Annotated in this window: 27 protein-coding genes; 9 read left to right on the top strand and 18 right to left on the bottom strand. The window is 68.6% G+C overall.

Annotated features, from left to right (window positions below; translation table 11 throughout):
- Positions 1–2: 2 nt before the first annotated feature.
- The 7 genes from KF887_04665 to KF887_04635 all read right to left on the bottom strand — a co-directional run bounded on the left by KF887_04665 (position 3) and on the right by KF887_04635 (position 6,542).
- On the bottom strand, positions 3–638 hold the full coding sequence (locus KF887_04665) for an ATP-binding cassette domain-containing protein (GenBank protein QYK42420.1): 636 nt from the start codon (positions 636–638) through the stop codon (positions 3–5).
- On the bottom strand, positions 635–2,323 hold the full coding sequence (locus tag KF887_04660) for an ABC transporter permease subunit (protein ID QYK42419.1): 1,689 nt from the start codon (positions 2,321–2,323) through the stop codon (positions 635–637). The genes KF887_04665 and KF887_04660 overlap by 4 nt, the downstream gene beginning before the upstream one ends.
- The gene (locus tag KF887_04655; GenBank protein ID QYK42418.1) at positions 2,320–3,504 is read right to left on the bottom strand and encodes an ABC transporter substrate-binding protein; all 1,185 of its coding nucleotides are present in this window, start codon (positions 3,502–3,504) and stop codon (positions 2,320–2,322) included. Before KF887_04655 ends, KF887_04660 begins: the two co-directional genes overlap by 4 nt.
- A 79-nt stretch (positions 3,505–3,583) precedes the next feature.
- On the bottom strand, positions 3,584–4,189 hold the full coding sequence (locus KF887_04650; protein ID QYK42417.1) for a CDP-alcohol phosphatidyltransferase family protein: 606 nt from the start codon (positions 4,187–4,189) through the stop codon (positions 3,584–3,586).
- Complete coding sequence (locus tag KF887_04645) at positions 4,186–5,322, bottom strand: CoA transferase (protein ID QYK42416.1); 1,137 nt, start codon at positions 5,320–5,322, stop codon at positions 4,186–4,188. Before KF887_04645 ends, KF887_04650 begins: the two co-directional genes overlap by 4 nt.
- A 2-nt stretch (positions 5,323–5,324) precedes the next feature.
- The gene (locus KF887_04640; protein QYK42415.1) at positions 5,325–5,999 is read right to left on the bottom strand and encodes a DsbA family protein; all 675 of its coding nucleotides are present in this window, start codon (positions 5,997–5,999) and stop codon (positions 5,325–5,327) included.
- A gap of 12 nt (positions 6,000–6,011) precedes the next feature.
- Complete coding sequence (locus tag KF887_04635) at positions 6,012–6,542, bottom strand: DUF721 domain-containing protein (GenBank protein ID QYK42414.1); 531 nt, start codon at positions 6,540–6,542, stop codon at positions 6,012–6,014.
- Between the two features lie 147 nt (positions 6,543–6,689).
- On the opposite strand from KF887_04635, the gene KF887_04630 reads away from it, so the two are divergent.
- Together KF887_04630 and KF887_04625 are read left to right on the top strand one after the other, a co-directional pair.
- Positions 6,690–7,694 (top strand): A/G-specific adenine glycosylase, encoded by a 1,005-nt coding sequence (locus KF887_04630; GenBank protein ID QYK43436.1) that lies wholly within the window; start codon positions 6,690–6,692, stop codon positions 7,692–7,694.
- Positions 7,695–7,740: 46 nt separating this feature from the next.
- Positions 7,741–8,880 carry an alkane 1-monooxygenase gene (locus tag KF887_04625; GenBank protein ID QYK42413.1) on the top strand — a complete coding sequence of 380 codons (1,140 nt, stop codon included), beginning with the start codon at positions 7,741–7,743 and terminating at the stop codon, positions 8,878–8,880.
- On the opposite strand, the gene KF887_04620 is transcribed toward KF887_04625, so the two are convergent.
- The 4 genes from KF887_04620 to KF887_04605 form a co-directional block, all read right to left on the bottom strand.
- Positions 8,847–9,938 (bottom strand): hypothetical protein, encoded by a 1,092-nt coding sequence (locus KF887_04620; GenBank protein QYK42412.1) that lies wholly within the window; start codon positions 9,936–9,938, stop codon positions 8,847–8,849. The two genes, KF887_04625 and KF887_04620, sit on opposite strands and share 34 nt — an antisense overlap.
- Before the next feature lie 148 nt (positions 9,939–10,086).
- The gene (locus KF887_04615; protein QYK42411.1) at positions 10,087–11,205 is read right to left on the bottom strand and encodes a site-specific DNA-methyltransferase; all 1,119 of its coding nucleotides are present in this window, start codon (positions 11,203–11,205) and stop codon (positions 10,087–10,089) included.
- A gap of 88 nt (positions 11,206–11,293) precedes the next feature.
- Positions 11,294–11,932 carry a ribonuclease HII gene (locus tag KF887_04610; protein ID QYK42410.1) on the bottom strand — a complete coding sequence of 213 codons (639 nt, stop codon included), beginning with the start codon at positions 11,930–11,932 and terminating at the stop codon, positions 11,294–11,296.
- A gap of 90 nt (positions 11,933–12,022) precedes the next feature.
- Positions 12,023–12,598, bottom strand: coding sequence for a hypothetical protein (locus KF887_04605; GenBank protein QYK42409.1), 576 nt, complete (start codon positions 12,596–12,598; stop codon positions 12,023–12,025).
- 193 nt (positions 12,599–12,791) lie between these two features.
- Between KF887_04605 and KF887_04600 the strand changes: the two genes are divergently transcribed.
- Positions 12,792–13,076 carry a hypothetical protein gene (locus KF887_04600; protein QYK43435.1) on the top strand — a complete coding sequence of 95 codons (285 nt, stop codon included), beginning with the start codon at positions 12,792–12,794 and terminating at the stop codon, positions 13,074–13,076.
- Complete coding sequence (locus tag KF887_04595; GenBank protein ID QYK42408.1) at positions 13,048–13,752, top strand: response regulator transcription factor; 705 nt, start codon at positions 13,048–13,050, stop codon at positions 13,750–13,752. The genes KF887_04600 and KF887_04595 overlap by 29 nt, the downstream gene beginning before the upstream one ends.
- A 124-nt stretch (positions 13,753–13,876) precedes the next feature.
- Here the strand turns inward: KF887_04595 and KF887_04590 are convergent, their stop codons facing one another.
- From KF887_04590 to KF887_04580, 3 genes are all read right to left on the bottom strand, one after another.
- Positions 13,877–14,299, bottom strand: coding sequence for a DUF2214 domain-containing protein (locus tag KF887_04590; protein QYK42407.1), 423 nt, complete (start codon positions 14,297–14,299; stop codon positions 13,877–13,879).
- A gap of 27 nt (positions 14,300–14,326) precedes the next feature.
- Complete coding sequence (locus KF887_04585; protein QYK42406.1) at positions 14,327–14,602, bottom strand: hypothetical protein; 276 nt, start codon at positions 14,600–14,602, stop codon at positions 14,327–14,329.
- Positions 14,603–14,681: 79 nt separating this feature from the next.
- Complete coding sequence (locus KF887_04580) at positions 14,682–15,065, bottom strand: hypothetical protein (protein QYK42405.1); 384 nt, start codon at positions 15,063–15,065, stop codon at positions 14,682–14,684.
- 203 nt (positions 15,066–15,268) lie between these two features.
- On the opposite strand from KF887_04580, the gene KF887_04575 reads away from it, so the two are divergent.
- The 3 genes from KF887_04575 (at position 15,269) to msrA (ending at position 18,327) form a co-directional block, all read left to right on the top strand.
- Positions 15,269–16,363: a carboxynorspermidine decarboxylase gene (locus tag KF887_04575; GenBank protein ID QYK42404.1), complete on the top strand. Its 1,095-nt coding sequence runs from the start codon at positions 15,269–15,271 to the stop codon at positions 16,361–16,363.
- Positions 16,364–16,403: 40 nt separating this feature from the next.
- Positions 16,404–17,639: a saccharopine dehydrogenase family protein gene (locus KF887_04570; protein ID QYK42403.1), complete on the top strand. Its 1,236-nt coding sequence runs from the start codon at positions 16,404–16,406 to the stop codon at positions 17,637–17,639.
- Positions 17,640–17,817: 178 nt separating this feature from the next.
- Entirely contained in the window at positions 17,818–18,327 is a 510-nt protein-coding gene (msrA, locus tag KF887_04565; GenBank protein ID QYK42402.1) for a peptide-methionine (S)-S-oxide reductase MsrA, read from the top strand.
- A 48-nt stretch (positions 18,328–18,375) separates the two neighbouring features.
- On the opposite strand, the gene KF887_04560 is transcribed toward msrA, so the two are convergent.
- From KF887_04560 to KF887_04550, 3 genes are read right to left on the bottom strand one after another with little or no spacing between them, the layout of a single operon-like run.
- On the bottom strand, positions 18,376–19,134 hold the full coding sequence (locus tag KF887_04560; GenBank protein ID QYK42401.1) for a hypothetical protein: 759 nt from the start codon (positions 19,132–19,134) through the stop codon (positions 18,376–18,378).
- 23 nt (positions 19,135–19,157) lie between these two features.
- On the bottom strand, positions 19,158–20,606 hold the full coding sequence (locus KF887_04555) for a caspase family protein (GenBank protein ID QYK42400.1): 1,449 nt from the start codon (positions 20,604–20,606) through the stop codon (positions 19,158–19,160).
- A 19-nt stretch (positions 20,607–20,625) separates the two neighbouring features.
- Positions 20,626–21,513: a M15 family metallopeptidase gene (locus KF887_04550; protein QYK42399.1), complete on the bottom strand. Its 888-nt coding sequence runs from the start codon at positions 21,511–21,513 to the stop codon at positions 20,626–20,628.
- A 169-nt stretch (positions 21,514–21,682) separates the two neighbouring features.
- Between KF887_04550 and KF887_04545 the strand changes: the two genes are divergently transcribed.
- Positions 21,683–22,330, top strand: coding sequence for an OmpA family protein (locus KF887_04545; protein QYK42398.1), 648 nt, complete (start codon positions 21,683–21,685; stop codon positions 22,328–22,330).
- A gap of 30 nt (positions 22,331–22,360) precedes the next feature.
- The gene (locus KF887_04540) at positions 22,361–24,505 is read left to right on the top strand and encodes a serine/threonine protein kinase (GenBank protein ID QYK42397.1); all 2,145 of its coding nucleotides are present in this window, start codon (positions 22,361–22,363) and stop codon (positions 24,503–24,505) included.
- A 33-nt stretch (positions 24,506–24,538) separates the two neighbouring features.
- On the opposite strand, the gene KF887_04535 is transcribed toward KF887_04540, so the two are convergent.
- Positions 24,539–25,258, bottom strand: coding sequence for a serine/threonine-protein phosphatase (locus KF887_04535; protein QYK43434.1), 720 nt, complete (start codon positions 25,256–25,258; stop codon positions 24,539–24,541).
- Positions 25,259–25,264: the final 6 nt, after the last annotated feature.

Genomic DNA, 25,264 nt, shown 5'->3' with positions numbered 1-25,264 from the left:
GGTCAGAGGGCGATCACCGGCCCCCCGGCCGCCGTGGCATCGCCCGCGTCATGGGTGACCATCAGGGCGGGGATGCCCTGTTCGCGCAGGTGATCGAAGACAAAGCTGCGGATCTCGGCACGCAGGCCCGCGTCCAGCCGCGAAAAGGGTTCGTCCAGCAGCAGCGCCCGGGGTTCGGCCAGCAGGGCGCGCATCAGCGCGGCCCGGGCCCGCTGGCCACCCGACAGCGTGGCGGGATCGCGGTCGTGGAACCCTGCAAGGCCGGCGCGGCTCAGCGCCCCATCGACCGCCGCGCGCCGCGCCGCGCGACCCCGCACATGCGGGGTCAGCCCGAAGCTGAGGTTGTCGCCGACCGACAGGTGTGGAAACAGAAGCGCATCCTGGAACAGCAAACCGATGCGGCGCGCCTCGGGTGCCAGTGCGGTGACATCGCGGCCATCGACGAGCACGTGCCCCTCGGCGCGGAACCCGGGGCCGAGATGCCCGCCCACCGCGTCGAGCAGCGTCGATTTGCCGATGCCCGACGGCCCCATCAGCGTGGCGACCTGCCCCGGCGGAATGTCCAGCGTGACCGGGGGAAACAGCGGGGCCGCCGCGCCCCGGTGCCGCACCGCCACGCCGTCGAGCCGAAGGGTCATGCCACGATCCCCCCGGTCATGCCGAGGCGGTTGCGATGCAGGAGTCGCGGCACCAGCCCCGCGGTGGCAAAGGCCAGCACCGGCAACACCGCCTGAAGCGTCGCAAGGACGCCCAGCACCCGCCGGTCGGCCCCCGAAGACAGGGTGACCGCCTCGGTCGTCAGGGTGGCGATGCGCCCGCCGCCCAGGAACAGCGTGGGCAGGTAGAGCGCGACCGACACCGAGAACCCGACCGCCGCCGCGATCAGGATCGGGCGCAAGAGAAGCGGCAGCTTGATCGCGACAAGCCGACGCATCGGCCCCGCCCCGAGCGCCGCGGCACTGCGCAGATGGCCGGGATCGAGCCGCCGCCAGGGATCGGACAGCGCGATCATGACATAGGGAAACACGAACAGCACATGCCCCCAGACGACGGCCCAGAATCCCGGGCTTATGCCAAGGCGCAACAGCTCGACATTCAGTCCGAACAGGAAGGCGACCTGCGGCAGCATCAGGGGCAGGTAGATCAGCGCCTCGCCCCAGCGGGCGCGGGGATGGCCGCCGCGGTCTTCTCCCTCCAGCCAGGCGATGGCGAGGATCAGCGCGGCAATGGTGGCGGTGCCTCCGATCGCAAGGGTCTGTCCGGCCGCCGACCACCAGTCGCCCGGCGTCATCCAGAAGCGCAGCGTCCAGCCCTGCGGCAGCATGGCGGGCCAGGGCCAGCGGAACGCCAGCGACCAGACGGCCAGGACGATCAGCGCGGCCACCGACAGCGCCGCAAGCACCGCGGCCATGGCGGCGAGCAGGGCAACCATGGGTTCGCCCGTGCGGCCCCGGCCGCCACGGCGCAGCCAAAGCCTGCCGGCCGCGGCCGCCGCCTGCTCGATCCCCCACAGGATCGCGATGCCGCCTGCCACCACAGCCGCCTGCAGGATCGCCCCGGCCGAGGCGGGCAACAGCAGCGCGGCATCGGGCGCGGCGAACCAGCGGGTAACCGCCACGGCCAGCGTCGGCGGGTTCAGCGGCCCGAGGATCAGCGCGACATCCACGACGGACAGCGAGAAGGCCAGAACCACCCGCACCGGCAGCCGGAGCAGCGGCCAGAGCTGCGGCAGGATCACGCTGACCCAGACGACGCCGGGGCCATAGCCAAGCGCGCGTGCCGCGGCGATATGGGTCCGCGCGGGGATCTGCGACAGGGCGGCCAGCAGCATCAGGATCAGGAAGGGCACCTCCTTGGCCATCAGGCCAAGGATCAGCGCCACCCCTGACGGATCGTTCACGGTGGCCACGTCCGGCGGAACCGACCAGCCGAGCAGCGGCGCAAGGCCCCGTGCGATCCAGCCCGACGGCGCCAGAAGAAAGGCAAGACCGATCGCAAGCGCCGCATGGGGCACCGCAAGAAATGGCGCCAGCCATTCCGCGCGCACCCGGCGGTGCAGCACCGCGACCGCCGCCGCGGCAAGGAGCACCGACAGCGCGGTCGCCGCGAATCCGGTCACCAGCGTCAGCCGCAGCGACGAGGCGAAACCCGGCTGGGCGATCAGGGCACGCCAGGGGTCGAGGCCCGCATCAACGGCGCCGATGGCGGGCAGCACGCCAAAGGCCGCGCGCCCCGTGGTCACGAGGCCCGCAAGGATCGGCACCACCAGGCACGCACCCACGGCCAGAAGGACACCGCCGCGCAGTGCCCTTCCGCCGGTCATTTGACGTAGCGCCGCGCCCATTCTTCGGCGATGCGGGTCATCCAGCCCGGATGCGGTTCGGGCAGGGTGCGGCCCAGATCCTCCAGCCGCGGCAGGGCGGGGGCGGCGGGAAGCGCCGCAAATGCGGCCTGCGCGGTTTCCGGCAGGCGCGCCGGATCGAGCACCGAGAACGATCCCAGCACCGTGATATCCTGCTGGCGTGCCTGCGTTTCGGGATCGAGCAGGAAGTTCGCCACCACCTCGGCGCCCTCGCGATGCGCGGCGTTGAAGGGGATGGCCACAAAGCTGATGTTGCCGATGCTGCCCGCCTCGGGCACGAACACCCGCGCGCTGTCGGGCAGCAGCCCCTGCTCGATCAGCGCGGCGGGCGCGGCCGGATCGAAGGCCATGGCGATATCCACCTCGCCGTCGTTCATCAACTGGAACTGGATGCTCTCGTTCTCGGGAAAGGTCGTGCCCTGCCGCCACAGGTTCGGGCGCAGGCGGTCGTACCAGTCCCACAGGGCAGCCGTCTGCGAGGCGAAGGTGGCGTCCGTGGGGGCCGACTGCAGCGCGGCCGGATCGGGCGAAAGCTCGACCAGGGCCTGCTTCAGGAAGGTCGCCCCCATGAAGTTCGACACCGCAGGGTGCGTCATGCGGCCCGGGTTGGCCGCCGCCCAGTCGGGAAATGCGGCCAGTTGCAGCGGTGGCTCGGGCACCCGGGCGCTGTCATGCACGAAGACGAACTTCGCCAGCCGCCACGGGCTTTCAAGGCCATCGGTCGGCACGGTGAAGTCGGTGGTGGCCGCCGATCCGGCCGACAGGTCGAGATACTGCGCATTGGGCAGGTCTGCCACGAAGGGGCCATGCAGCAGCCCCGCCTGCTTCATCGTCAGGAAATTCGGGCCGTTGATCCAGATCAGGTCGACCGTGCCGCCCGATGTCCGGCCCGCCGCCTTTTCCGCGATCACGCGGTTTACCGCCTCGGCCGTGTCGGTCAGCTTCACATGCTCGACGCGGACGCCATGGCGCCGCTCGGTCTCCTGCCCGACCCAGGCGATGAAGGCATTTGTGCGCGCGTCCCCGCCCCAGGCATTCCAGTAGACGGTCTGGCCCCTTGCGGCGTCCAGCGTCGCCTGCCAGTCGGCGGCGGCGGGTGTGGCAAGGGTTGCTAGGGCAAGGGCAAGCAGGGACGCGCGCATGGAACCTCCGGGTGCGGGACAACGGTTATACGCACGGGACGGTGGATGGTTTCAAGCGGGCGCGGCGTTTCCGCCCCGATCACCGGAACATCCGCCACCCGGCATGCCACCGGGTTGCCGTGGTGATCGCGCAGAGCGCGGCAAAACCCAGGGCCAGCACCGGAAAGGCTGCCGGCCAAAGGCACATCAGCACAAAGACCCCGATCGTCTCGGTCCCTTCGGTCAGGCCGCCCAGATAGTGGATGCCCTTTCGCGGGTAGTCGCCCGCCTTGATGCCCCGGCGTTCGGCGATGACCGCGAAGGCAAGAAAGGAGGATCCCGTGCCCACGAAGGCCGCAATCAGCACGGCGGCCGGCAGCGCATTGGCGGCGGGGTCGGCCAGGGCAAAGCCGACAGGCACAAGGGCGTAGAACAGGAAGTCGAGCGAGATGTCGAGGAACGCGCCCCGGTCGGTGGGCTGCGTGGCACGGGCAAGCGCGCCGTCGACGCCGTCTCCCAGACGGTTCAGCAGGATCAGGGCGAGTGCCGCCAGATACCATCCGGCGGCAAGCGCGGGCACGGCCAGCACACCAAGGCCAAAGGCCGCCAGCGTCACCTGATCCGCCTGCACGCCCCGCGCGGCCAGGGCACGTGCCGGGCCCGCCATGAACCGGCCCAGCAACGGCTGCAGCGCGGCGTCAATCATGCCCCGCCTGCGATCTCGGACTGGTGTTCGCCCAGTTTCGGCGCGGGCCGGTCGAGCGACAGCCCCGCAGCCGAGAACGTCATCGGGCTGCGCACGCCCGGAACCCCCCCGGGTGCGATGCGCATCGCGCGGGCGATCACCTGCGGGTCTGCAAAGACCTCGGCCAGGTCGTTGATCGGGCCGGCGGGCACGCCGTTCGCCTCGCAGGCGGCCAGAAGATCGGCCTTGGTGAACTGCCGCGTCGCGCGGGTCAGCGTTTCGGTCATGGCGGCGCGGTGGGCCACGCGCTGCGCATTGGTCGCGAAATCGGGGTCGGTGCCAAGCGCGCCAAGCCCCAGCAGATCGCACAGGCGGCGCCACTGGCCATCGTTTCCGGTGGCGATGATGATCCAGCCATCGGCGCAGTCGAACACCGCATAGGGCGCAAGGTTGGGATGCGCATTGCCCATCTTGGCCGGCGCCGTGCCGGTCGCCAGATAGTTCATCGCCTGGTTGGCCATGATGCCCGTCGCCACGTCCATCAGCGCCATGTCGATGTGCTGGCCCTGCGCGGTCCTGCCGCGCTGATGCAGTGCGGCAAGAATGGCCACGGCGGAATAGACGCCGGTAAAGATATCGGTGACGGCCACGCCCACCTTCTGCGGCTGCCCGTCGACCGGGCCTGTCACGCTCATCAACCCGGCCATGCCCTGGATGATGAAGTCGTATCCCGCCCGGGCCGCATAGGGGCCGGTCTGCCCGAAACCGGTGATCGAGCAGTAGATCAGGCCGGGGTTCACCTGCCGCAGGCTTTCCCAGTCGAGCCCGAACTTCGCCAGCCCGCCGACCTTGAAGTTCTCGATCACCACATCCGCCCCGGCCACCAGGCGGCGGACGAGCGCCTGCCCCTCGGCCGTGCCGAAATCCGCGGTCACCGACCGCTTGCCGCGATTCGTGGCATGGAAGTACGCCGCCGACCGGTCACCGTCGCGTTCGATGAAGGGCGGGCCCCAGCGGCGGGTGTCGTCGCCTTCAGGGGCCTCGACCTTGATCACATCGGCGCCCAGATCCGCCAGAATCTGCCCCGCCCACGGCCCGGCCAGGATGCGGGCAAGTTCGACGACACGGAGCCCGGCCAGCGGCGCCTGTGTCATGGCTACTTGGCCAGTTCCGCGTCGATGATCGCGCGCAGCTCGCCATAGCTCATGTTCGAATGCTTCTGGCCGTTGATGATCAGCGTGGGCGTCCCCTGCACGTCATCGGCACGCGCGTTCGTCTCGAATGCCGCGACCATGGCCTGTGCCATGTTGCCGTCGTTCAGGCAGGCATCCAGCGTCGCATCGTCCATGCCGGCCTTGCGCCCGATCCGGCGCAGGTTCTGCACCACGGTGGCCGGATCGCTCGACCCGGCCCAGTCGGACTGGCCGGTGAACAGCAGGTCGGAGATGCCGAAGTACCGGTCTGCCCCGCCGCAGCGCGCCACCATCGCGGCCCACAGGCCGTAGCGGTCGAAATACACCTCGCGCAGGGTGAAATGCACCTTTCCGGTGTCGATGTAGTCACGCTTGAGCGGCGTCAGCACATTGGCGTGGAAGGTGGCGCAATGCGGGCAGGTATAGCTGGCGTATTCCACCAGCTTCACCTTGGCGTCCGGGTTGCCCATGGCCATCTCGGGCACCTCGGGCAGGTCGGCGGTCGCGGTCTGCGCCTCGGCGGCCAGACCCGGCAGCATCGTCTGGCCGGGCGTGGCGCCGCGCTGCTGGCTGGCCCAGAGACCGGCGCCCGCGACCAGGGCAAGCGCGAGGGCGGCAAGGCCGAATTTGCGCATCATGGAGTGATCCTTCTACTTTCGGGGCCGGGATAGAACGTTCCGGGCCAGTGTTTCAAGCGCCGTGCGCAAACCGTCATCGCGCACACCATCGGCCGTGGCAGCGGCGCGCGTGGCGATGGCCGGGTCGGGCGACGGCGGCACCGGGGCTTTCGGGGCCGGGGCAAAGGCTGCCTGCCCCTCGGCAAAGCCCGCGCCGGATGTCTGTGTCAGGGTGATCCGCGCCACCGCGTTGTAGCCGTAGCAGGCGTTCACGCGGTCACGGATGCGGGCCTTCTGCATCTCGACCACGGGCGCCATGGCGCCCTGCACCAGAACGGTCAGCGTCGCCCCAAGACCCTCGCGCCCATAGCCCATCCGGACGGGCCGCGTGACGGCAGACAGGTCGTCGCCCACGATCTCGGCCCAATGTGTCAGCAGACGCGTCACGGCAAAGCCACGCGCCTCGCCCGCCGTCCGAAGGCGCGTGGCGATCAGGCCGGAGGCCGGCTCGAACCCGCGCTGTCGGCGCTCGGGCGAAGGGGGTGGGGCGGGCTTGCGCGTCATCTGGTCATCCCCGGTTTCGCGCGTATCTTAACCGCAGCGGGCCGCAGGGCCAGAGGCGACCAACGACACGGGGGCACAAGAGTGCGTGACGCAGGCGATGGCCCGGGACAGGCGCTGCTGGCATGGTATGACCGGCACGCGCGCCCGATGCCCTGGCGTGTCGGGCCGGCGGACCGTCTGGCGGGGCTGCGGCCCGATCCCTATCGCGTCTGGCTGTCCGAGGTGATGCTGCAGCAGACCACGGTGGCCGCCGTGCGCGACTATTTCCGCCGCTTCACCGACCGCTGGCCGACCGTGGCCGATCTGGCGGCCGCCGAGGATGTGGCGGTCATGGCGGAATGGGCGGGGCTTGGATACTACGCCCGGGCGCGCAACCTGCTGGCATGCGCCCGGACGGTCGCGCGCGACCACGGCGGGCGCTTTCCCGATACGGTCGCGGGCCTGCGCGGCCTGCCCGGCATCGGGCCCTACACGGCCGCCGCGATTGCCGCCATCGCCTTCGACCGCCCGGCAACGGTGGTGGATGGGAATGTCGAACGGGTGATCGCCCGGCTGCATGCGGTCGAGACGCCCCTGCCCCGCGCCAAGGCGGAACTGACGCGCCTTGCCGCCGCGCTGACGCCCGCGCTGCGACCAGGCGATCATGCGCAGGCGATGATGGACATCGGCGCCACGATCTGCACGCCGCGCAGGCCTGCCTGCGCGATCTGCCCGCTTTCGACCTGGTGCGCGGCGCGCGCGGCAGGCATCGCCGCCGACCTGCCGCGCAAGACACCGAAGCCCGCGAAACCCGTCCGGCATGGCACCGTCTGGGCCGCGCGCCGGGCCGACGGGGCCTGGCTGCTGGAACGCCGGCCACCACGGGGACTGCTGGGCGGGATGCTGGGGTTTCCCGGCAGCGCCTGGGACATCCGCGACGGCGAAGGCGGCACGGCACCGGCGCAGGCCGAATGGAAGGCCGCGCCGGTCGAGGTGCGCCATACATTTACCCATTTCGACCTGTACCTGACCGTGCATGTGGCCGTGGTGCCGCCCGACGCGCAGGCGCTGCGCGGTGAATTCATGCCGCACGGGGCCTTTGGGCCGGGCGATCTGCCCACTGTCATGCGCAAGGTGTTCGACGTGGCGTCAGCGGCCATCGTGCCGCGTTGAGTGCCCGGGCGGCCTGCGGCACACTGGGCGCCAGAGGATCCGCATCATGACCACCATTCCTGCCGAAACCGTCGCCCGCCTGTCGAGCGCGCTGCCCTTCTGGCTGTCGCTTGGCACCATTCCTCTGGCCCTGATCGGTGCCGGGGTCGGGGGTTGGACGATCCTTCTGCTGCCTCTCTACACCTGGGGCCTGTTCATGGTGCTGGATGCCTTTACCGGCCTGAACGAGGACAACGCCGATCTCGCGACGCCCGAGGAGGACCTGGACTGGTACCGGATGATCACGCTGGTCTGGTTTCCGATCCAGTTCATGCTCATCTTCGGCCTGATCTGGTTCGCGACGCGCGCCGGGCACCTGGGGCTGGCCGAGAGGATCGGGCTGTTCTTCGGTGTGGGTGTGATCTCGGGCACCGTGGGGATCAACTATTCCCATGAACTGATGCACCAGAAGTCGCGCCTGGAGCGGTGGCTGGGCGATCTGCTGCTGGCGACAGTCCTGTATTCGCATTTCCGCAGCGAGCATCTGCGCGTCCACCACCTGCATGTGGGCACCCCGCGCGACCCGGTGACGGCGCGCTACAACGAAGGTTTCCACCGGTTCTTCCCCCGTGTCCTGCGGGAATGCCCGGCCTCTGCCTGGAAGGCGGAAAAGGCCATGCTGGCGCGGCGGGGGTTGCCGGTCTGGCACCGGTCGAACCCGTTCTGGCGCTATGCGGCGTTGCAGCTGGGCATGCTGTGGCTGGCAGCCTGGCTGGGCGGTTGGCAGGGCCTGGGGCTGTTCCTGTTCCAGGCGCTTGTCGCGGTGTGGCAGCTGGAACTGGTGAACTACATCGAGCACTACGGCCTGACGCGGCGCCATCTGGGCGAGGGGAAATACGAACATGTGCTGCCCCGCCATTCGTGGAACGCGTCGCATCGCGCCTCGAACTGGCTGCTGATCAACCTGCAGCGCCATTCCGACCACCACTACAAGCCCGATCGCCGCTTTCCGCTGCTGCAGACCTACGGCCCCGACGAAGCGCCGCAGTTGCCCTTCGGCTATCCGCTGATGACCATGGCGGCGATGGTGCCGCCGCTGTGGCGGCGGGTCATGAACCCCAGGGTGCGCGAATGGCGCCGTCGCTACTATCCCGACGTGACCGACTGGATGCCCTACAACAAGGGCGCGAACCCTGTGCCGAAATAGCCCGGCCGGAACCCGTTTGCCTCGCAGGCCGCCCATAGTTGGGACAACCAGCCGGCTGTGGCCGGGATACGCAACTCGGGATGCACGATATGCGGACCCATCCGCCGCGCCTCGGCCGCAAGCGCGGCGGCGTCACCCTGCGACAGGCCCTTCACATGGACCACATCCGCGATCCGGCCGCAGCCGAGCGCGGGCGCACGCTGCACGAAACCCTGATAGGGCGCGATCAGAACGGCGCCGGGGCGGGCGCCCTGAACGATCTGTTCCTCCAGCCGCAGCAGCGCATCGGCATTCGACATCGGCTGGAAGAAATAGATCACGTCATAGTCGCCGTAGCGGTCATAGGTCAGCCCGTCGGCCTGGAACGCCTGCGCGCGCGGTGACGGCATGGCGGCGAATGCCCGGGTGGCGACCTCGACATATCCGGCGTCATATTCCAGGCCATCCGCCTGCAGGAACACCTCGGCCGCCATCGCCACCTTCATGCCGCTTCCGCAGCCCACGTCGAGAAACGCGTGGGGGGGCGCGCGCTTCTGCGCGTGCAACACCCGCAGGGCCAGGTGGACGCTGGACATGAACCACGCGGCATCCAGGGCGATGTCGGGATAGCAGCCATGCGCGGCCGAGCCCGCATCCTGGGTCGCCGGGTTGATGGCGCGATGGGCCAGCGTGAAGACCTCGGACACGATCGCGGCCTGATAGCCGCGGGGGTCCAGCGGATCATGCAGCGGGACCAGCGGCCATTCGCGCCCGGCCGCGCAGTCCTCGACCGCCGAGATGACAAGGGGCCACAGGCGCATGCGGGTGCGGAACCGCTTGATCCGGGCGGCATCGGGAAAGCCCGGTTCGCGCCGTGCCGCCCTGCCCATGGCATCTCGCATCACCAGGAACAGGGCGGATGCCTCGGCATGGGCGGCGCGGAAGTCGGTCAGGAGCGAAGCCAACCGCGCCCGCTGGGCAGTCGGACGCCGGAGTTCGGCGGCAAGGCTGGTGGCAATCGCGGCGCCGCGCGTCTCGGCGGCGTCTATCGCAGCAAGCAGTCGGCCTGGACGGTGCACGATATGTCGATAAAAATGAACAGCCCCGGAAGATTAGCACGCACATGGCCGATTCACACAAGAAAATCCCCGCCATGCAATGGCGCATGGCGGGGCAGTTGCACCGCGGGCGGACCACGGCGCAGGCATCGTGCCTTGGGGTGATGCGTCAGTTCGGGCGGTTGCCCTCGGCCTCCATCTCGGCGCGAATCTGCTGACGCAGGATATCAATGGGGATCAGCTGGCCGTCGCGGCGGAAATGCCAGTAGGTCCAGCCGTTGCAGGACGGCGCCTTTTCCACATGGGCGCCGACCTGATGGATGGAACCGGTGATGTCGGACCCGGCCAGTGTGCCATCGGCACGCACCCGGGCCGTCTGGCCGCGCGGACCTTCCAGCACCTCACCGGGGCGCAGCATGCCGCGTTCGACCACCTGGCCGAAGGGCACGCGGGGTTCGGCGCGCTTCGATCCCGTCACCTCGATGCCCGAGGCATCATAGGGCCGCACGCGGGACAGCCGGTCTTCGGCAAGGCGGCGATAGCTCTCCTCGCGCTCGATGCCGATGAAGCTGCGGCCAAGCGCCTTGGCCACCGCGCCCGTGGTGCCGGTGCCGAAGAACGGGTCGAGCACCACATCGCCCGGATTGGTGGTGGACACGAGAATCCGGTGCAGCAGCGCCTCGGGCTTCTGCGTCGGATGGGCCTTGTCGCCCGCCTCGTCCTTCAGCCGCTCGTGCCCGGTACAGAGCGGGATCACCCAGTCCGACCGCATCTGCACGCCGTCATTCAGGGCCTTCACCGCCTCGTAGTTGAAGGTGTACTTCGCCCCCTCGGCCCGGCTGGCCCAGATCAGCGTCTCATGGGCATTGGTCAGCCGCTTGCCCCGGAAGTTCGGCATCGGGTTCGACTTGCGCCAGATCACGTCGTTCAGCAGCCAGAAGCCCGCGTCCTGCATCGCGGTGCCGACGCGGAAGATGTTGTGATAGCTGCCGATCACCCAGATCGCGCCGTTGGGCTTCAGCAGCCGCCGCGCCGCCGCCAGCCAGTCGCGCGTGAACCGGTCATAGGCGGCGAAGCTGGCGAACTGGTCCCAGTGGTCATCGACGGCATCGACGCGGCTGTTGTCGGGGCGGTGAAGCTCGCCCTTCAGTTGCAGGTTGTAGGGGGGATCGGCAAAGATCAGGTCGATGCTGCCCGCAGGCAGACCCTGCATCATCTCGATGCAATCGCCCGCAAGGATCCGGTTCAGCGGCAGCGCGGCTGCCTCTGTCTTGATGGTGGTCGCCATTCTCTGCCTCTGTCCCCGGGCGGTGGTCCGCCGCTTGTTGAACCAGAGGATGAGTCAAACCCGATTCGCCGTCAAATTCTTTATTGAATCAGAGGCTTATACATTTTCCTTGATACAAGGTCTTGTGCACCGGCGCGAAAGATCGCCTATGCGCGGGGGTCGGCCCAAGATTTTGAAGCGCGGCCAGATGCTCGGCGGTGGGGTATCCGGCGTTCCGATCCCAGCCGTAGCCCGGATGCTGTTGCGACAAGGCCACCATGATGCGATCACGCAACACCTTTGCCACGATCGAGGCCGCCGCGACCGACAGGCAATGCGCATCGCCCTTGACCACGGCCTGCGCCGGGCAGGGCAGACCGGCCGGAACCAGGTTTCCGTCGATGATCGCGTGATCGGCGCGGGGCAGGCCCCGAACCGCGCGGACCATCGCCAGATGGCTGGCGCGCAGGATGTTCAGATCGTCGATCTCCTCCACCGAGGCCTGGCCGGTGGATACCTCGGCCAGCGTCAGCAGCTGTTGATACAGCCGGTCGCGCGCCCCGGCGGTCAGAACCTTGGAATCGGCAAGGCCCTGCGGGATGCGCGCAGGATCGAGCCGCACCGCCGCCGCCACGACCGGCCCGGCCAGCGGGCCGCGACCGGCCTCGTCCACCCCGACGACGAAACCGGCGCCGCCGGTCATCGCGGCGGTCTCGCGGGTGAAGTCGGGGACAGGGCGGGTGGCCATGGGCCTGCCTAGCGCGGATGGCAGGACAAGGCAAAGGGGCGGGGGCTGCCCGTCCCCCCGCCCCGTCGGATGCCGGCGCCCGACAGGCGTCTAGCGATCCGAACCGTTGTGCCGGTATTCCGGGCCGCGATGCGGCGGCAGGCCGCGCCCCGGGGTTGCGGCAAAGCCTGCGCTGGTCAGGCAGGCGGCCGGATAGACGGTGACGCTGCGGCCCTGCATCCGCACCTCCTGCCGACAGCCGCGCGGCAGGGGCGCATCAAAGCCCGACCGGCGCAGGCAGGATTCGGCATAGACCGTCTGCGGGCCGCGATGCCCGGGGAAGGTGATGGCGCAGGCGGCGGGCAGCGGCCGGACGCGGGGCGGCGTCCAGCCATGGCCATGGCCATGACCGTGGCCGGGCTTGCCCCAATGGCCGCCGTGGCCCCAGCCGTTGCCGACGGGGACCGGGGCCGGTTCGGGGCGGCGATTGTCCTTGGCGGCATTGGCGATGATCGCGATCGCGGCGATGGCGGCAAGCGCCTTGGCGTAGTCGCCCGCATCGGGCGCGGCACGGGCCGGGGCGGCAGCGGCCGTCATCATGCCGAGCGCGGTGGCGGCGGCGGCCAGTGTCGCGATGAAGCGGCGGCGGGCCTTTTGAGAGGCGATACGGGGGGTTGCGACATGCATGGCGTGGTCCTTTCCCTGTGGTGGCAGGCGGTTGCCTTCGATGCCATCACGGTGCGGCCTTGCGGCGCGGCCACGCAATATCGCCCCCGTGCTATCGCCTAGCGGCCCACCCCGGGTGCCGCGATATTGAATATCGGCGTGCCCCGGCGCAGATTGGCGGCTGCCCGCTCATTCAGGAGGCGCCCCCGTGCCCATCCGTCTTTCGCCCCTTGCCGCCGCGCTTGCCATCGTGCTTGCGTCGCCCGCAGGGGCCGCCTGCTATGCCGACTACAAGGCCAAGCAGGACAACCCCCTGCGCCTGCACTATGGCGTAATCGAGGTGCCCGACAGCGCCTGTTCGCCAGGGGCCGCACAGCAGGTCGCCGCGCAACGGCTGCGGTCTGCCGGGTGGACCCTGCTGAACGTCATGTCGGTCTTCGGACCCGAGGGGTTGAACGAAAGGAAAGCCAGTGCAGGAGAGCACTTCCTCCGCTACTGACATGCTGAAGGCGGGCAACAAGGTTGTTGCCTGGGGGATTGCGGGGATCGTGGCCGTCCTGCTGGGCGCCGCGGTGCTGCTGTTCATGAACCTGCCCGATGCCAATGCGTTCAATGCCAAGGTCGAGCGCATCTTTGTCGAGAACGACGACCTGCGCGCCGGGGCCGAGATCAAGCTGCTGGAAATACTGGCGCAATCGGGCACGGCGTTTTCCGAGGTGCTGGCCAGCTATCGCATGATCATCTTCGTGTTGCTGGTGTTCTCGACGGCGCTGCTGCTGGCGGCCCTGGTGTTTCTGGTCACCATCATCGCGCTGAACCGCCGGGTGTCCGCCATCCAGCGGGCAGGGATACAGGTGGCCAGCTTCCTGATCAGCCGCGAGGCGAGGGCCGTCTACATCAACGACATGGAGTTCCAGCTGACCGAGGCGGCGCTGGAAACGCTGTCGGTTCTGGCCGAGGCGCGGCTGGACGACGATGTGATGACCGGGGCGCAGATCGAGGCGGTGATCTCGGGCCGGAACGCGGCGGATTGCGACGAGGCGGCGGGGGCGACGCGGGTCAAGCGGTTGCGGGATGCCCTGGGGAACCAGCTGGTGACGGAACTTCTGGTCAAGACGATCGCCCGGCGCGGCTATGTGCTGGCGGTGCCGAAGGAGGTGGTCAAGATGCTGTAGCGCGGCCTAACCGACTGGGATGACGGGAGTTTCCGCGTATGGCATCCGTCCCGTATCCGTCGGTTCCGCGTATGGCATCCGTCCCGACACTGTCGGGACGCTCGCGGCGTCAACCGGCAGCGGATCAGAGAAAACCGATCCAGCGTCCGGCCGTCAGCGTCGCCACCCAGAGGACCGCCGAGGCCGCCGCCGTGATTCGGACGGCAACGGCCGGTGGATGCCCGGCAAGGGCCGCGCGAAAGGCCGGGCTGCGGTGCTGGACCACCACCAGAACCACCGCCGCCGCGATCAGGACGGCCTTGAGCCGGAAGGCCGCGTTGGCCAGATAGTCGGACGGGTTGACCAGGAACAGGCAGATGCCCGTGACCACCGCCAGCCCGAGGCCCGTCCCCGCGACGCGCGACAGGAACGGCACGATCACGGGAAGCGGCACGCTGCGGAACGCCCCGATCAGCCGCAGGTCCATTGGCAGGGCCGCGCCCAGCAGCAGGGCGAGCCCCAGGATATGGGCGGCGTTCAGGAAGGGATAGATCGTGGCGATGGTCATCGGCCCTGCCCGCGAGGCGCCGTCGGGTCAACGCTGGCGGCGGCCATCGGCGAAGGTTTCGCTGTACTCGATGCCGCCCGACCGGTCATGGCGCACCCATGTGCCGTGCTTCTGCCCGTCGCGGAAGTTGCCGATCTGCCAGAGGTCGCCGTTCTCGCGGTAGAATCGCCATTCCCCCTGCATCACTCCTGCGTCCCAGCGGCCCTGTGCCTTCACGATGCCGGAACGGAAGAAATAGGTCAGCGTATCGCCCTGCTGCTGCCAGACCCGCTGGCCGTTCGCGTAGAACTCCTTGCCCTGCATGGGCGCGCCCCCGCCGGTTGATTGTCTGCCCAGCATGGCCCGAACCGCGCCGCCGCGCGAGGGGGCATGCGCCACGGGGTCAGTTCGTGGCAGGCATCCGGTTGGGATAGAAGATGTAGTCCTGCCCGCGCACGGTGATCTTGACGGCCTTCATCAGCCGCTCGTTGGCATCGCGCGACCGGTTGCCGAAGATCGTGACCGCATCGCCGGGGCTGGCCGAGCCTTCGCGGAACCCGGCACGCTCGACCCCGCGCGGGTTGGTGAAGTCGATTTCCCAGACGGTGCCATCGGCGGCGCGGACGGTAAGGCCGGGATGCGGCGGCGCCAGGGTCACGGTTTCGATCACCGCTTCCATCGTCTCGGGTTCCGCAACGGCCCAGTTCCATCCGTGATGGGCAAGCGCGGCCGACGGCAGCGCAAGGGCCAGGGCGAGTGTGGCGCGGCGGGTGAGCGAACGGGGCATCGCAAGGCTCCTGTTTCTGACGGCTGAAGGATAGCCCGCATGGCGGCCCGCGTCAGGATCGATCACCGGATCGTCATGGAGGCGGATCGCGGACCGGCGGCTGTCATGCCGACGTTACCCGCAGGGACCAGAACCCTTGCACCCGGGGGGCCGGGACCGTATATCGCCCCCTTTCCGTTCTGGCCGCTTTCGGGGGGACGCCCGTGATACAGACGCCCTTCTACCTGATCGACCGCGCGAAACTGGCGCGCAACATGGATGTCATGGACAGGCTGCGCGCGGGATCGGGTGCCAGGTGCCTGCTCGCGCTGAAGTGCTTCGCCACATGGCCGGTGTTCGACCAGATGCGCGCGCATATGGACGGCACGACCAGTTCGTCGCTGTACGAGCTGCGGCTGGGACGCGAGCGTTTCGGGGGCGAGACCCACGCCTATTCGGTGGCATGGGCCGACCACGAGATCGGCGAGGCGGTTGGCCATGCCGACAAGATCATCTTCAACTCGGTCGGCCAGCTTGACCGGTTCGACAACCAGACCGCCGGGATCGCGCGGGGCTTGCGGCTGAACCCCAGGTTCTCGACCAGCGGTTTCGACCTGGCCGATCCGGCGCGGCCGTTCAGCCGCCTGGGCGAATGGGACCTTGGCAAGCTGATGGCGCTTGGCGACCGCATCTCGGGCGTGATGATCCACTACAACTGCGAGAACGCCGATTTCGACCTGTTCGACGCACAGCTGACGCGGATCGAGACCGAGTTCGGCCGGTTCCTGGAACGTCTGTCCTGGGTCAGCCTGGGCGGCGGCATCCATTTCACCGGCGAGGGCTATCCCGTCGACCGCCTGGCCGCGCGGCTGCGGGCCTTTGCCGAGCGGTTCGGCGTGCAGGTCTATCTGGAGCCGGGCGAGGCGGCGATCACCGGGGCGGCAAGCCTGGAGGTGACGGTCCTGGACGTGATGAACAACGGCAAGGACCTGGCCGTGGTCGATTCGTCGGTCGAGGCGCATATGCTGGACCTGCTGATCTACCGGCAGAGCGCCCGGATCGAGACCGAGGGCGAACATCCCTACATGGTCTGCGGAAAATCCTGCCTTGCCGGCGACATCTTTGGCGAGTTCCGGTTTCCGGCGCCGCTGAACGTGGGCGACCGCCTGTCGATCGCGGATGCCGCGGGATACACGATGGTCAAGAAGAACTGGTTCAACGGGGTGAAGATGCCGGGCATCGTGATCCGCGAGATGGACGGTTCGATGACTGTCGCGCGTGAGTTCGGCTATGCCGATTTCGTCGGGAACCTGGGCTGAGGCCGGGCTCCCACCCTTTCCCTGACCAATGGAGGTGCGGATGAAACGCAACGTCCTGATCGTGGGCGCCGGGGGTGTGGCGCAGGTGGTGGCGCACAAGTGCGCGCAGTGGAACCATGAGCTTGGCGACCTGCACATCGCCAGCCGGACGGTCGCCAAGGCCCGGGCGATCGTGGCGTCGGTGATGGAGAAGGGTGCGATGCGCGCGCCCGGCGTGTTCGAGGCGCATGCGCTGGATGCGATGGACAGCGCGGCGGTGGCCGCCATGATCCGCCAGACCGGCGCGGGAATCGTGATCAACGTGGGCAGCGCCTTTGTGAACATGACGGTGCTGGAGGCCTGCATCGAGACCGGCGCGGCCTATATGGACACCGCGATCCACGAGGATCCGGCGAAGATCTGCGAGACGCCGCCCTGGTACGGAAACTACGAATGGCAGCGGCGCGACCGCTGTGCGGCGGCGGGGGTGACGGCGATCCTGGGGGTTGGGTTCGACCCCGGCGTGGTCAATGCCTTTGCCCGGCTGGCCGAGGACGAGCATCTGGACACGATCGAGAGCATCGACATCGTGGACATCAACGCGGGGTCGCACGGCCGGTACTTTGCCACCAACTTCGACCCCGAGATCAACTTTCGCGAGTTCACCGGCACCGTCTACAGCTGGCAGGGCGGCATGTGGCAGGAGAACCGGATGTTCGAGGTCGGCCGGGAATGGGACCTGCCGGTGGTCGGCCGCCAGAAGGCCTATCTGACGGGGCATGACGAGGTGCATTCGCTGTCGGCACGCTATCCGGGGGCCGACGTGCGGTTCTGGATGGGGTTCGGGGATCACTACATCAACGTCTTTACCGTGCTGAAGAACCTGGGCCTGCTGTCGGAGCGTCCGGTGACGACCGCCGAGGGGCAGGAGGTGATTCCGCTGAAGGTGGTCAAGGCGGTGCTGCCCGATCCGGCCAGCCTGGCGCCCGACTATACCGGCAAGACCTGCATCGGCGATCTGGTCAGGGGCACCCGCGACGGCAAGCCGGCCGAGGTGTTCATCTACAATGTCGCCGACCACCGGGAGGCCTATGAGGAGGTCGGGTCGCAGGGCATCAGCTATACCGCCGGGGTGCCGCCGGTGACGGCGGCGGTGCTGATCGCGCGGGGCGACTGGGATGTCGGGCGGATGGCGAACGTGGAGGAGCTGGACCCACGGCCGTTCCTGACCCTTCTGGGCGAGATGGGCCTGCCCACGCGCATCCGCGATGCCGCCGGGGACCGCGCGTTCGCCTGACCCGGTGCGGCGGGCGTCCCACGATGGGACGCCCGCGCGCCCGCAGCAATATCAACGGGTTGCCTTCGCGGATTAACCGATTGTTCATTTTTTGCCTGCCCGGACGCCCCGGGGCGGGCAAGGCATTTGAAATCCGCCCCCGCCTGCCCCACATTCCGCCTATCGCATGGAGGGTGACATGGCCGAACTGGAACGGGCGATCCTGGCAGGTGGCTGCTTCTGGGGGATGCAGGATCTGATCCGCAAGCTTCCCGGGGTGGCGACGACGCGCGTCGGCTATACCGGCGGGGATGTGCCGAACGCGACCTACCGCAACCACGGCACGCATGCCGAGGGGATCGAGATCGTCTTTGATCCGGCGCGCATCAGCTATCGCGAGTTGCTGGAGTTCTTTTTCCAGATCCACGATCCCAGCACGCCGAACCGGCAGGGCAACGACATCGGGCCCAGCTACCGGTCGGGGATCTACTATCTGACCGAAGACCAGCACCGCATCGCGATGGAGACCATCGCCGATGTCGATGCGTCGGGCCTTTGGCCCGGGCGGGTGGTGACCGAGGTCAAGGCCGCGGGCGATTTCTGGGAGGCGGAACCCGAGCACCAGGACTATCTGGAGCGCATTCCGCACGGCTATACCTGCCACCGCATCCGGCCGGGCTGGCGCCTGCCGAAGCGCGGCGCGGCCTGATCGCAGGCACTGCGCCGGTCCCGCAGGGCGGGGCCGGCGCAAGCGGCATCAGACCGAGCGCAGGAGAACCTTGGACGAATCGACGGCCTGCGCGGCCCGCTCGAACGCGACGCGGCGGGTGGCGGCAGAGGGCGCCGACCGCAGGAGCGTGGTGGACAGGTTGTCGAGCACCGCGGTCGCGGCGGAGGTTGCCGCAGGCAGGCGAGCGGCGGCCACCGAACGGATCGGCCGCGCGGTGGTGCGGGTTCTGCCATCAACCTCGGTCCGGCGGCGGACGGGCGATTGCGCCGGGTTGGCGTTGGCATTGGCAATCTGCGCCAGTTGCGCCGCGGCACGCTGGAGTTCGGCCCGGATCACATCGTTGTCACCGCCCGAAGGCAGCCGGTTCGCCGCAGCCTGCAGTTCGCTGCTGAGGCAGTCGATCCGCCAGTGGATCGAATAGGTGCCGCAGTGGTCGGCGGCGGCCTCGATCATGTCCGCGACATCGGAGAGGGAGGCGCCGTCGGGGTCATCGGCCGGGTTTTCCGGCGATTCCTCTTCATACTCGTACTCGGGATACTCGGGCTCGCATTCGGAGCATTCGCCCTGATCCGCCTCGACGATCACGGACATGTGGGCGGGCGCATCGCCGAAATACCCCTCGCCCGCCGCGCAGTCGGGGCCGGTGCAGGACATCTCGGGGACGGGCGGAAGGAACGGATTCGCGGAGGGAGGGGCCGCCCAGGCCATTGCGGGCAAACCCAGCAACGCGGCAGCGGAAACCAGCGACAACGGCAGGCGGCGACGGAGATTGGATGGGTTGGGCATGTGAAACGTCCTGACTTAAATGTTCAGGCCTTCAATCCGAAGGCCAACCTTATGGCCTTTTGCGTGCCGGGACCGAAGCTGCCGTCAATGGCGCCGGAATAGAACCCGGCTTGCGACAGCCGTTCCTGGAGAGCACGACGTGTGGCCACGGAAAACATGTTCGGCTTTTCCGCCAGAAGGTCAAGCACGTCCTGTGCACCTGAGCGGAGCGCGTCATAGAGATAGCCTGCGGCCTGCTGCGGGCCCTTGCCGTCGATCAGCCCGTCGTCGATCAGCGCCGCGAAGTTGAACAGCGCCTGCGGATGGCGCAGATCGGCCGCGCGGCCGAACAGGCGCAGCGCCTCCGCAGGGTCCGGCGCCAGCCCGAGGCCGCCCTGATAGGTCAGGAAACCCAGATCGTTGATGGCGTCGGGAAAATCCTGCGCGGCGGCCGCACGATAGAGTTCAAGCGCGCGGGACGGGTCGGGATCGACCCCGATGCCCTGTTCATAGAGCTTGGCAAGCTCGAACTGCGCCTCGGGACTGCCCGCCTCGGCGGCCCGGGTCAGGAGCGCGATCGCCTCGCCGGGGTCGAAGCGGTCCGCCTCGGGGTTCAGCCGCATCATCGCGAGACCGAGCATCGAGCGGGTGTCGCCCTGATCGGCCAGGGCGCGCATCTGGCTTTCCTGGTCGAGGCGAATTCCGGCCCAGGCGACGCGCAGGTCGCCCTGGGGCACATCCCCGCCGCCCGCCAGATAGAACGGCACCCCCGACAGCGACCCATAGGTATGCGGTTCCTGCTGGTTGTAGGTGGCGGCCAGCACGGCGTCGCGCACCTGCCGGAACATCAGGCTGAGTTCCAGACCGGGTTCCTTCATCCGGTCGGCCAGGGCCATGGCGAAGGGGCTGTTGCCCGCCATCCCGTCAAGCGCCACCTGTCCGTCGCGCGCGGCAAAGGCCACGAGCGTTCCGCGGTCGGGCGAGGGCGGGGCCAGCCCGCCACGCTGCGCCGCGCCATCGGCCAGCGTGAAGTCGAGCGTGTCGCCGAAGGGATTGTTGCGGCAACTGTCGAGGATGACGATCCGCATGGTGCGGGCGCGGTCGACCACCTGCAGGAATTCGGTGAGCGAGACGGACTGGCGCTGGACGTCGGGGGTGGACTGCACGTTGGCATCGACCGGGATCAGGAAATTCTCGCCCCCGACCTCGACACCGTGGCCGGCGAAGTAGACCAATGCCAGATCGGCGGTTTCCGACCGGAAGGCAAAGCTGTCCATCGCCTGCCGCAAATCCTGATAGCCCGCATCCGCGATCAGCGTGACGTCAAAGCCGATGCCGGTCAGCGTGTCGGCGATCAGCCGGGCGTCGTTCACCGTGTTGTCGAGCGGGTCGATATGTTCGTAGGCCGCCATCCCGATCACCAGAGCGACACGCTCGGTCGCCGCTGCGGGCAGCGGCAGAAGCAGGAGAAGGATGAGGATCAGACGACGCATCGGGGGCCTTTCGCGCAGGTCAGATCTTGCCCTCGGCCCGCCACCTGGTGATCATTTCGCGGCTGACCTCGAAGTGCATGCTGTCCTCGCGGCTGAAGGCGGCGCCCCAGAACCAGCCTTCGGCCTGGAAGAAATCGGCCAGGATCGTCAGGCCGAGCTGTGTCCGGCCGTCGCCCAGCGTGTCGAGCACGCCGTCGATGTTCAGATCGACGGCCAGGCCGAAGGCATGGGTCGAGACCGAGCTTTGCGATCCCCGGATGCGCCGCACGCAAAGCGCGCCGGCGGTCGAGATGCGGTTGTAGAGGTCGATGTCGGTGGCCTTGATCTTTTCGAACACGTTGGTCAGGGAATCGACCGCCGGCTGCAGCATCGACACGCGGATCGGCCCGACATCGGTGGTGACCAGCATGGCCTTCAGCTTGGGGTTCGTCATCGGCTCGCAATCGTCGGACAGCACCTCGCGCGGGGGGCCGAAGGTTTCGAGCAGGAAGGAGGGCGAGGATACCGAGATGCCTTCGTTGATGGTGCGGCGCCCTGCGAGACTGACCACCTGGGCGTAGCTGTCGAGGATCTGGTTGTCGCCCAGCCGTTCGGGGATGAAGTTCGGGTCCGAGGGGTCCGTGGCGGGGGCCGCCTCGCGCGGCATGTTCTGCAGGCGCGACAGTTCCTGTTCGACAAGACCGATGCGCTGTTGCAGCGTCTCGATCACCTGGCGCAGGTTCTCGATCTCGATCCGGGCGCCGCTGTCGACGGCAGGCGCGGTGGACCCGTCGGTGCCGGTGGTCGTGAACAGGACGTAACCCGTGACCTTCCACACGATCGGCACGAACACGAGCGCCACCGCCACGATCACGGCGGGGACGATCCAGTTCGGGGGCGGTGCGGACTTCGTCGGGTTGCGGGCCATGGCGCGACTATATCGCCGCAGAAACGCCAAGGGAACCGAAAGCATCGTGATTCTGCGGGCGGATGGGCCGGTTCACGCCAAGTTGGGCAGGCTGCCGCCCATCACAGTAGCGTCGCACTGCACGTTGGTATAGGATTTGAGCATTACGCCCAGCCGAGAGGCCCAAACCATGCTGTCCTTGCGTTTTTCCATGATCGCCCTTGCCGTCGCCGCGGGTCTTGCCGCCCCTGCGGCCGCGCAGTCCGCCGATGCCACGAATGCCACGGCCGCCGAACTGCAGGCGCTGTTCCAGCGGCAGAAGTCGCGCGGGTTGAAGCTCGCGCCCGGAACCGGCGTTTCGGCGTCGGCCGGCGTCGGCGTGACGACCGGCGTCGCCACCTCGGTGGCGGCCGTCACCGCGCCCGCGCAGGGCGGCACGGTGGTTTCCGCCGCGTCGGATGCGGAGGTGCTGGTGCCGGTGGCCTATGCCGAGCTTGACGCGGAGGACCAGGTGAACATCCGCATCGCCTTTGACTTCGACAGCGCGGTGCTGCGCGAAAGCGAGGCGACGAAGCTGAGCCAGCTTTGCCTTGCGATGAAGGCGGTCGATGTGGCCATGTTCCGCATCGTCGGCCATACCGACGCGGCAGGGACGGATACCTACAACGACAAGCTGTCGCTGCTGCGCGCCGAGGAGGTGAAGCGTCATCTGGTGTCGGATTGCGGGATCGACGGCGAGCGGCTGCAGGCCGTGGGCGTCGGCAAGCGGTATCTGTCGAATCCGGACGATCCGCGTGGCGAGGAAAACCGCCGGGTCGAGTTCCAGGCGCTGAGCTGATCCGCAGACCCAGACGCCCGGACGCCGAGAATGCAGCCATCCATCGCCGCCGACATCTTCCGCCCGGGCGACGTTCTGAACAACACCTACCGCATCGAGACGGTGCTGGGCCGTGGTGGCACGTCCGAGGTGTATCGGGCGCGGTCCGAGATTTCGGGGCGGCTGGTCGCGATCAAGGTGCTGAAGGCAGAACTGGCGAAGGACGAGGCCTATCTGCGGCTGATGACGCGGGAAGAGGCGATCCGTGACATCCGCCATTCCGCCGTGGTGCGCTATTCGGAAAACCACCGCACCCCCGAGGGTCATGTCTATCTGGTGATGGACTATGTCGAGGGGCCGACGCTGGACCGGCTGATGGCGAAGGGGCCGGTGCCCGCCGATGACCTGATGGTCATCGCGGCGCGCGTCGCCGAGGGCCTTGTGGTGGCCCATGCCGCACGGGTGGTGCACCGCGACCTGTCGCCCGACAACATCATCCTGCGGGGTGGCGACCCGGCCGAGGCGGTGATCATCGATTTCGGCATCGCCAAGGACGACACGCCGGGCGCCGAGACGATTGTCGGGAACGAGTTCGCCGGAAAATATGCCTATGCCGCGCCCGAGCAGTTGCACGGGCGGACCGACCAGCGGTCCGACATCTACGCCCTGGGCGCCACGCTGCTGGCCGCGTTCCGGGGGCGGACACCCGACCTGGGGTCGAACCCGGTCGAGATGCTGAACATCAAGACCAAGGCGCCGGACGTGACCGGGGTGCCCGAGCCGCTGCGCGGGCTGATCGCGGCGCTGACCCAGCCCGACCCGGCCGCGCGACCGCAGACCATGGCGGATGTGCTGCGCCGCATCGACCCCACCTGGCAGCCGCCGCGCAACCTGTCGGCGCACGGACCGACCACGCCGCCCGTGAAGATGGCCACTGTGGTGCCGCCTGCGGAGCCGCCGCCGCGCAAGTCGCGTGCCGGCATGGTTCTGGTGCTGCTGCTGTTGGCTGTTGCGGGGGGTGGCGGTGCGGCCTGGTGGACCGGGACGCTCGACCGGTTCATGACCCCTGCCCTGCCGGTGGCCAGCCCCTATGTGCTGACGATGGACAAGGCGGCCGACGCGCCGCTGCGGATCAGCGGCCACGCGCCGGACGAGGCCACGCAGGCCGCCCTGACCGAGCGTGCCGCGGCGACGGGCGGGACCGCGGAGGTGTCACTGGCGCAGGGCGCGATTTCCGAGGGCTGGGGCGTTGGCGTGCTGGCGATTGCGGCGGCGGTCGAACCCCTGCCCGAGTGGCAGGTCGCGGTGACGGACAACAGCGCGCGGGTATCGGGGACGGCGCTGAACCGGGCGGCGCGGGATGCCGTGATCGCCGCGCTGGCCGCCACCCCGGGGCCCATCGTGATCGAACCCGACATCGGCGTGCGGCCGACCTTTCTGACCGACGATGTGGTGGCGCCGATCGTGGCCGCGCATCAGGACTGCGGGCCGCTGGCCCATGATCCGCCACCGCCGACCGGCTGGGGCGAAGGGGCCCGGATCGTGGTGACCGGACGGATGGCGACCGAGGCCGGGCGGCTGAAGCTGTTCGACGCGCTGACGGCGGCGATCGGCGAGCGGACCGCCCTGATCGACGTGGAGATCCTGAACCCGACGCTGTGCAGCATCGAGGCGGCGCTGCCGCGCGCGCCGTCGCGCGGGTTCAAGGTGATCTTCGGCTTCGGCGACCGGCCCGACCCCAACCCCGCCGCGCGCTATTATGTGGGCGAGAATCCGGTGATCGACGTGGTGATCCCGGCCGATGTGACGGATGGCAACCTGTGGGTCGCCATCGTGGATGTGACCGGCACGGTGTTTCACCTGCTGCCAAACCTGAACCGGCCCGAGAATGACGTGGCCAGCCTGCGGAACGGGCAGGCTGGCGAGGTGACGGTGCGGGTGGCCTATTCGCTGGACGAGGCGCAGGGCACGCCGCGCATGGCCTTTCTGGTGGATGACAGCATCATGGGCAAATCCAAGATCGTGGTGCTGCACGCGCCCCGGCAGGTGTTCGAGGTGCTGCGGCCGATGTCGGAATCGGTGGCGAGCTTTGCCTCGGCGCTTGCGGCGCAGGAGGACGGGCCGGTGTCGCTGTTCTCGGTGGATTCGCGCATCCTGACGACCGAGTCGGCGCGCAGCGCCCCTGCCGCGCCCTGACGCGCGGCGCGGGGGCGTTCGGGGCCTGAGCTTTCAGGGAACGTCGACCACGATCACCGACACGTTGTCGCCACCGCCCGAAGACAGGGCGTGGTTCATCAGGCGGTCCACGACCGTCTCGATGGGCGCATTGGTCAGCATGCGTTCAAGGGTGGCGAAGCCTGCGTATTTGGTCAGGCCGTCCGAGCAGATCAGGAAGCGGTCGCCCGGCTGCACCTCGCCGCGCACCTTGTCGAGATCAAGCGCGGCGTCGACGCCGACCGCGCGGGTGATCGCGTTCGACTGCGGGTGATGTTCGGCCTCGTCCCAGGTCATCTGCCCTGCCGCCACGAACTCTCCCACGACCGAATGGTCGGTGGTCAGCATCTGGATCGTGCCGTCGCGCAGCAGGTAGGCCCGGCTGTCACCGGCCCAGAGCGTTGCGAAATGCGTGTCGGTCAGGATCAGCGCCACGACGGTCGAGCCCACGGTGCCATGGAACCGGGTGGTCGCAGCCTCGTGGATCACGGTGTTGGCACGCATGATCGCGGTGCGGAGTTCCCGCATCAGCTCGCCCGGTTCCAGATCGGTCGGGATCATGGCGACGGTCTCGGTGATCGTCTGGCTGGCGAAATCGCCCGCCTCGTGCCCGCCCATGCCATCGGCCACCACCCAGATCCGCTGATCCGGCAGGGCGAGGATGGAATCCTCGTTCACCTTGCGGACGCGGCCGACATGGGTGCGGGCGGAATACCGCAGGCCCGGGCGCATCATCGGGAT

This window comes from Paracoccaceae bacterium, from assembly GCA_019454225.1.
In the GTDB taxonomy this organism is placed as follows: Bacteria; Pseudomonadota; Alphaproteobacteria; order Rhodobacterales; family Rhodobacteraceae.
Note: the sequence above shows the minus strand (reverse complement) of the source record. Positions and strands in the feature narration are given on the sequence as shown.

Coding starts and splice junctions, on each gene's coding strand:
- KF887_04630 (QYK43436.1), top strand. CDS start 6,690: ATGCCCTGGCGTGTCGGGCCGGCGGACCGTCTGGCGGGGCTGCGGCCC.
- KF887_04665 (QYK42420.1), bottom strand. CDS start 638: ATGACCCTTCGGCTCGACGGCGTGGCGGTGCGGCACCGGGGCGCGGCG.
- KF887_04550 (QYK42399.1), bottom strand. CDS start 21,513: ATGGCCCGCAACCCGACGAAGTCCGCACCGCCCCCGAACTGGATCGTC.
- KF887_04635 (QYK42414.1), bottom strand. CDS start 6,542: ATGACGCGCAAGCCCGCCCCACCCCCTTCGCCCGAGCGCCGACAGCGC.
- KF887_04560 (QYK42401.1), bottom strand. CDS start 19,134: ATGCCCAACCCATCCAATCTCCGTCGCCGCCTGCCGTTGTCGCTGGTT.
- KF887_04655 (QYK42418.1), bottom strand. CDS start 3,504: ATGCGCGCGTCCCTGCTTGCCCTTGCCCTAGCAACCCTTGCCACACCC.
- KF887_04570 (QYK42403.1), top strand. CDS start 16,404: ATGAAACGCAACGTCCTGATCGTGGGCGCCGGGGGTGTGGCGCAGGTG.
- KF887_04540 (QYK42397.1), top strand. CDS start 22,361: ATGCAGCCATCCATCGCCGCCGACATCTTCCGCCCGGGCGACGTTCTG.
- KF887_04545 (QYK42398.1), top strand. CDS start 21,683: ATGCTGTCCTTGCGTTTTTCCATGATCGCCCTTGCCGTCGCCGCGGGT.
- KF887_04660 (QYK42419.1), bottom strand. CDS start 2,323: ATGACCGGCGGAAGGGCACTGCGCGGCGGTGTCCTTCTGGCCGTGGGT.
- KF887_04650 (QYK42417.1), bottom strand. CDS start 4,189: ATGATTGACGCCGCGCTGCAGCCGTTGCTGGGCCGGTTCATGGCGGGC.
- KF887_04590 (QYK42407.1), bottom strand. CDS start 14,299: ATGACCATCGCCACGATCTATCCCTTCCTGAACGCCGCCCATATCCTG.
- KF887_04555 (QYK42400.1), bottom strand. CDS start 20,606: ATGCGTCGTCTGATCCTCATCCTTCTCCTGCTTCTGCCGCTGCCCGCA.
- msrA (QYK42402.1), top strand. CDS start 17,818: ATGGCCGAACTGGAACGGGCGATCCTGGCAGGTGGCTGCTTCTGGGGG.
- KF887_04625 (QYK42413.1), top strand. CDS start 7,741: ATGACCACCATTCCTGCCGAAACCGTCGCCCGCCTGTCGAGCGCGCTG.
- KF887_04615 (QYK42411.1), bottom strand. CDS start 11,205: ATGGCGACCACCATCAAGACAGAGGCAGCCGCGCTGCCGCTGAACCGG.
- KF887_04605 (QYK42409.1), bottom strand. CDS start 12,598: ATGCATGTCGCAACCCCCCGTATCGCCTCTCAAAAGGCCCGCCGCCGC.
- KF887_04610 (QYK42410.1), bottom strand. CDS start 11,932: ATGGCCACCCGCCCTGTCCCCGACTTCACCCGCGAGACCGCCGCGATG.
- KF887_04580 (QYK42405.1), bottom strand. CDS start 15,065: ATGCCCCGTTCGCTCACCCGCCGCGCCACACTCGCCCTGGCCCTTGCG.
- KF887_04645 (QYK42416.1), bottom strand. CDS start 5,322: ATGACACAGGCGCCGCTGGCCGGGCTCCGTGTCGTCGAACTTGCCCGC.
- KF887_04640 (QYK42415.1), bottom strand. CDS start 5,999: ATGATGCGCAAATTCGGCCTTGCCGCCCTCGCGCTTGCCCTGGTCGCG.
- KF887_04535 (QYK43434.1), bottom strand. CDS start 25,258: ATGATGCGCCCGGGCCTGCGGTATTCCGCCCGCACCCATGTCGGCCGC.
- KF887_04585 (QYK42406.1), bottom strand. CDS start 14,602: ATGCAGGGCAAGGAGTTCTACGCGAACGGCCAGCGGGTCTGGCAGCAG.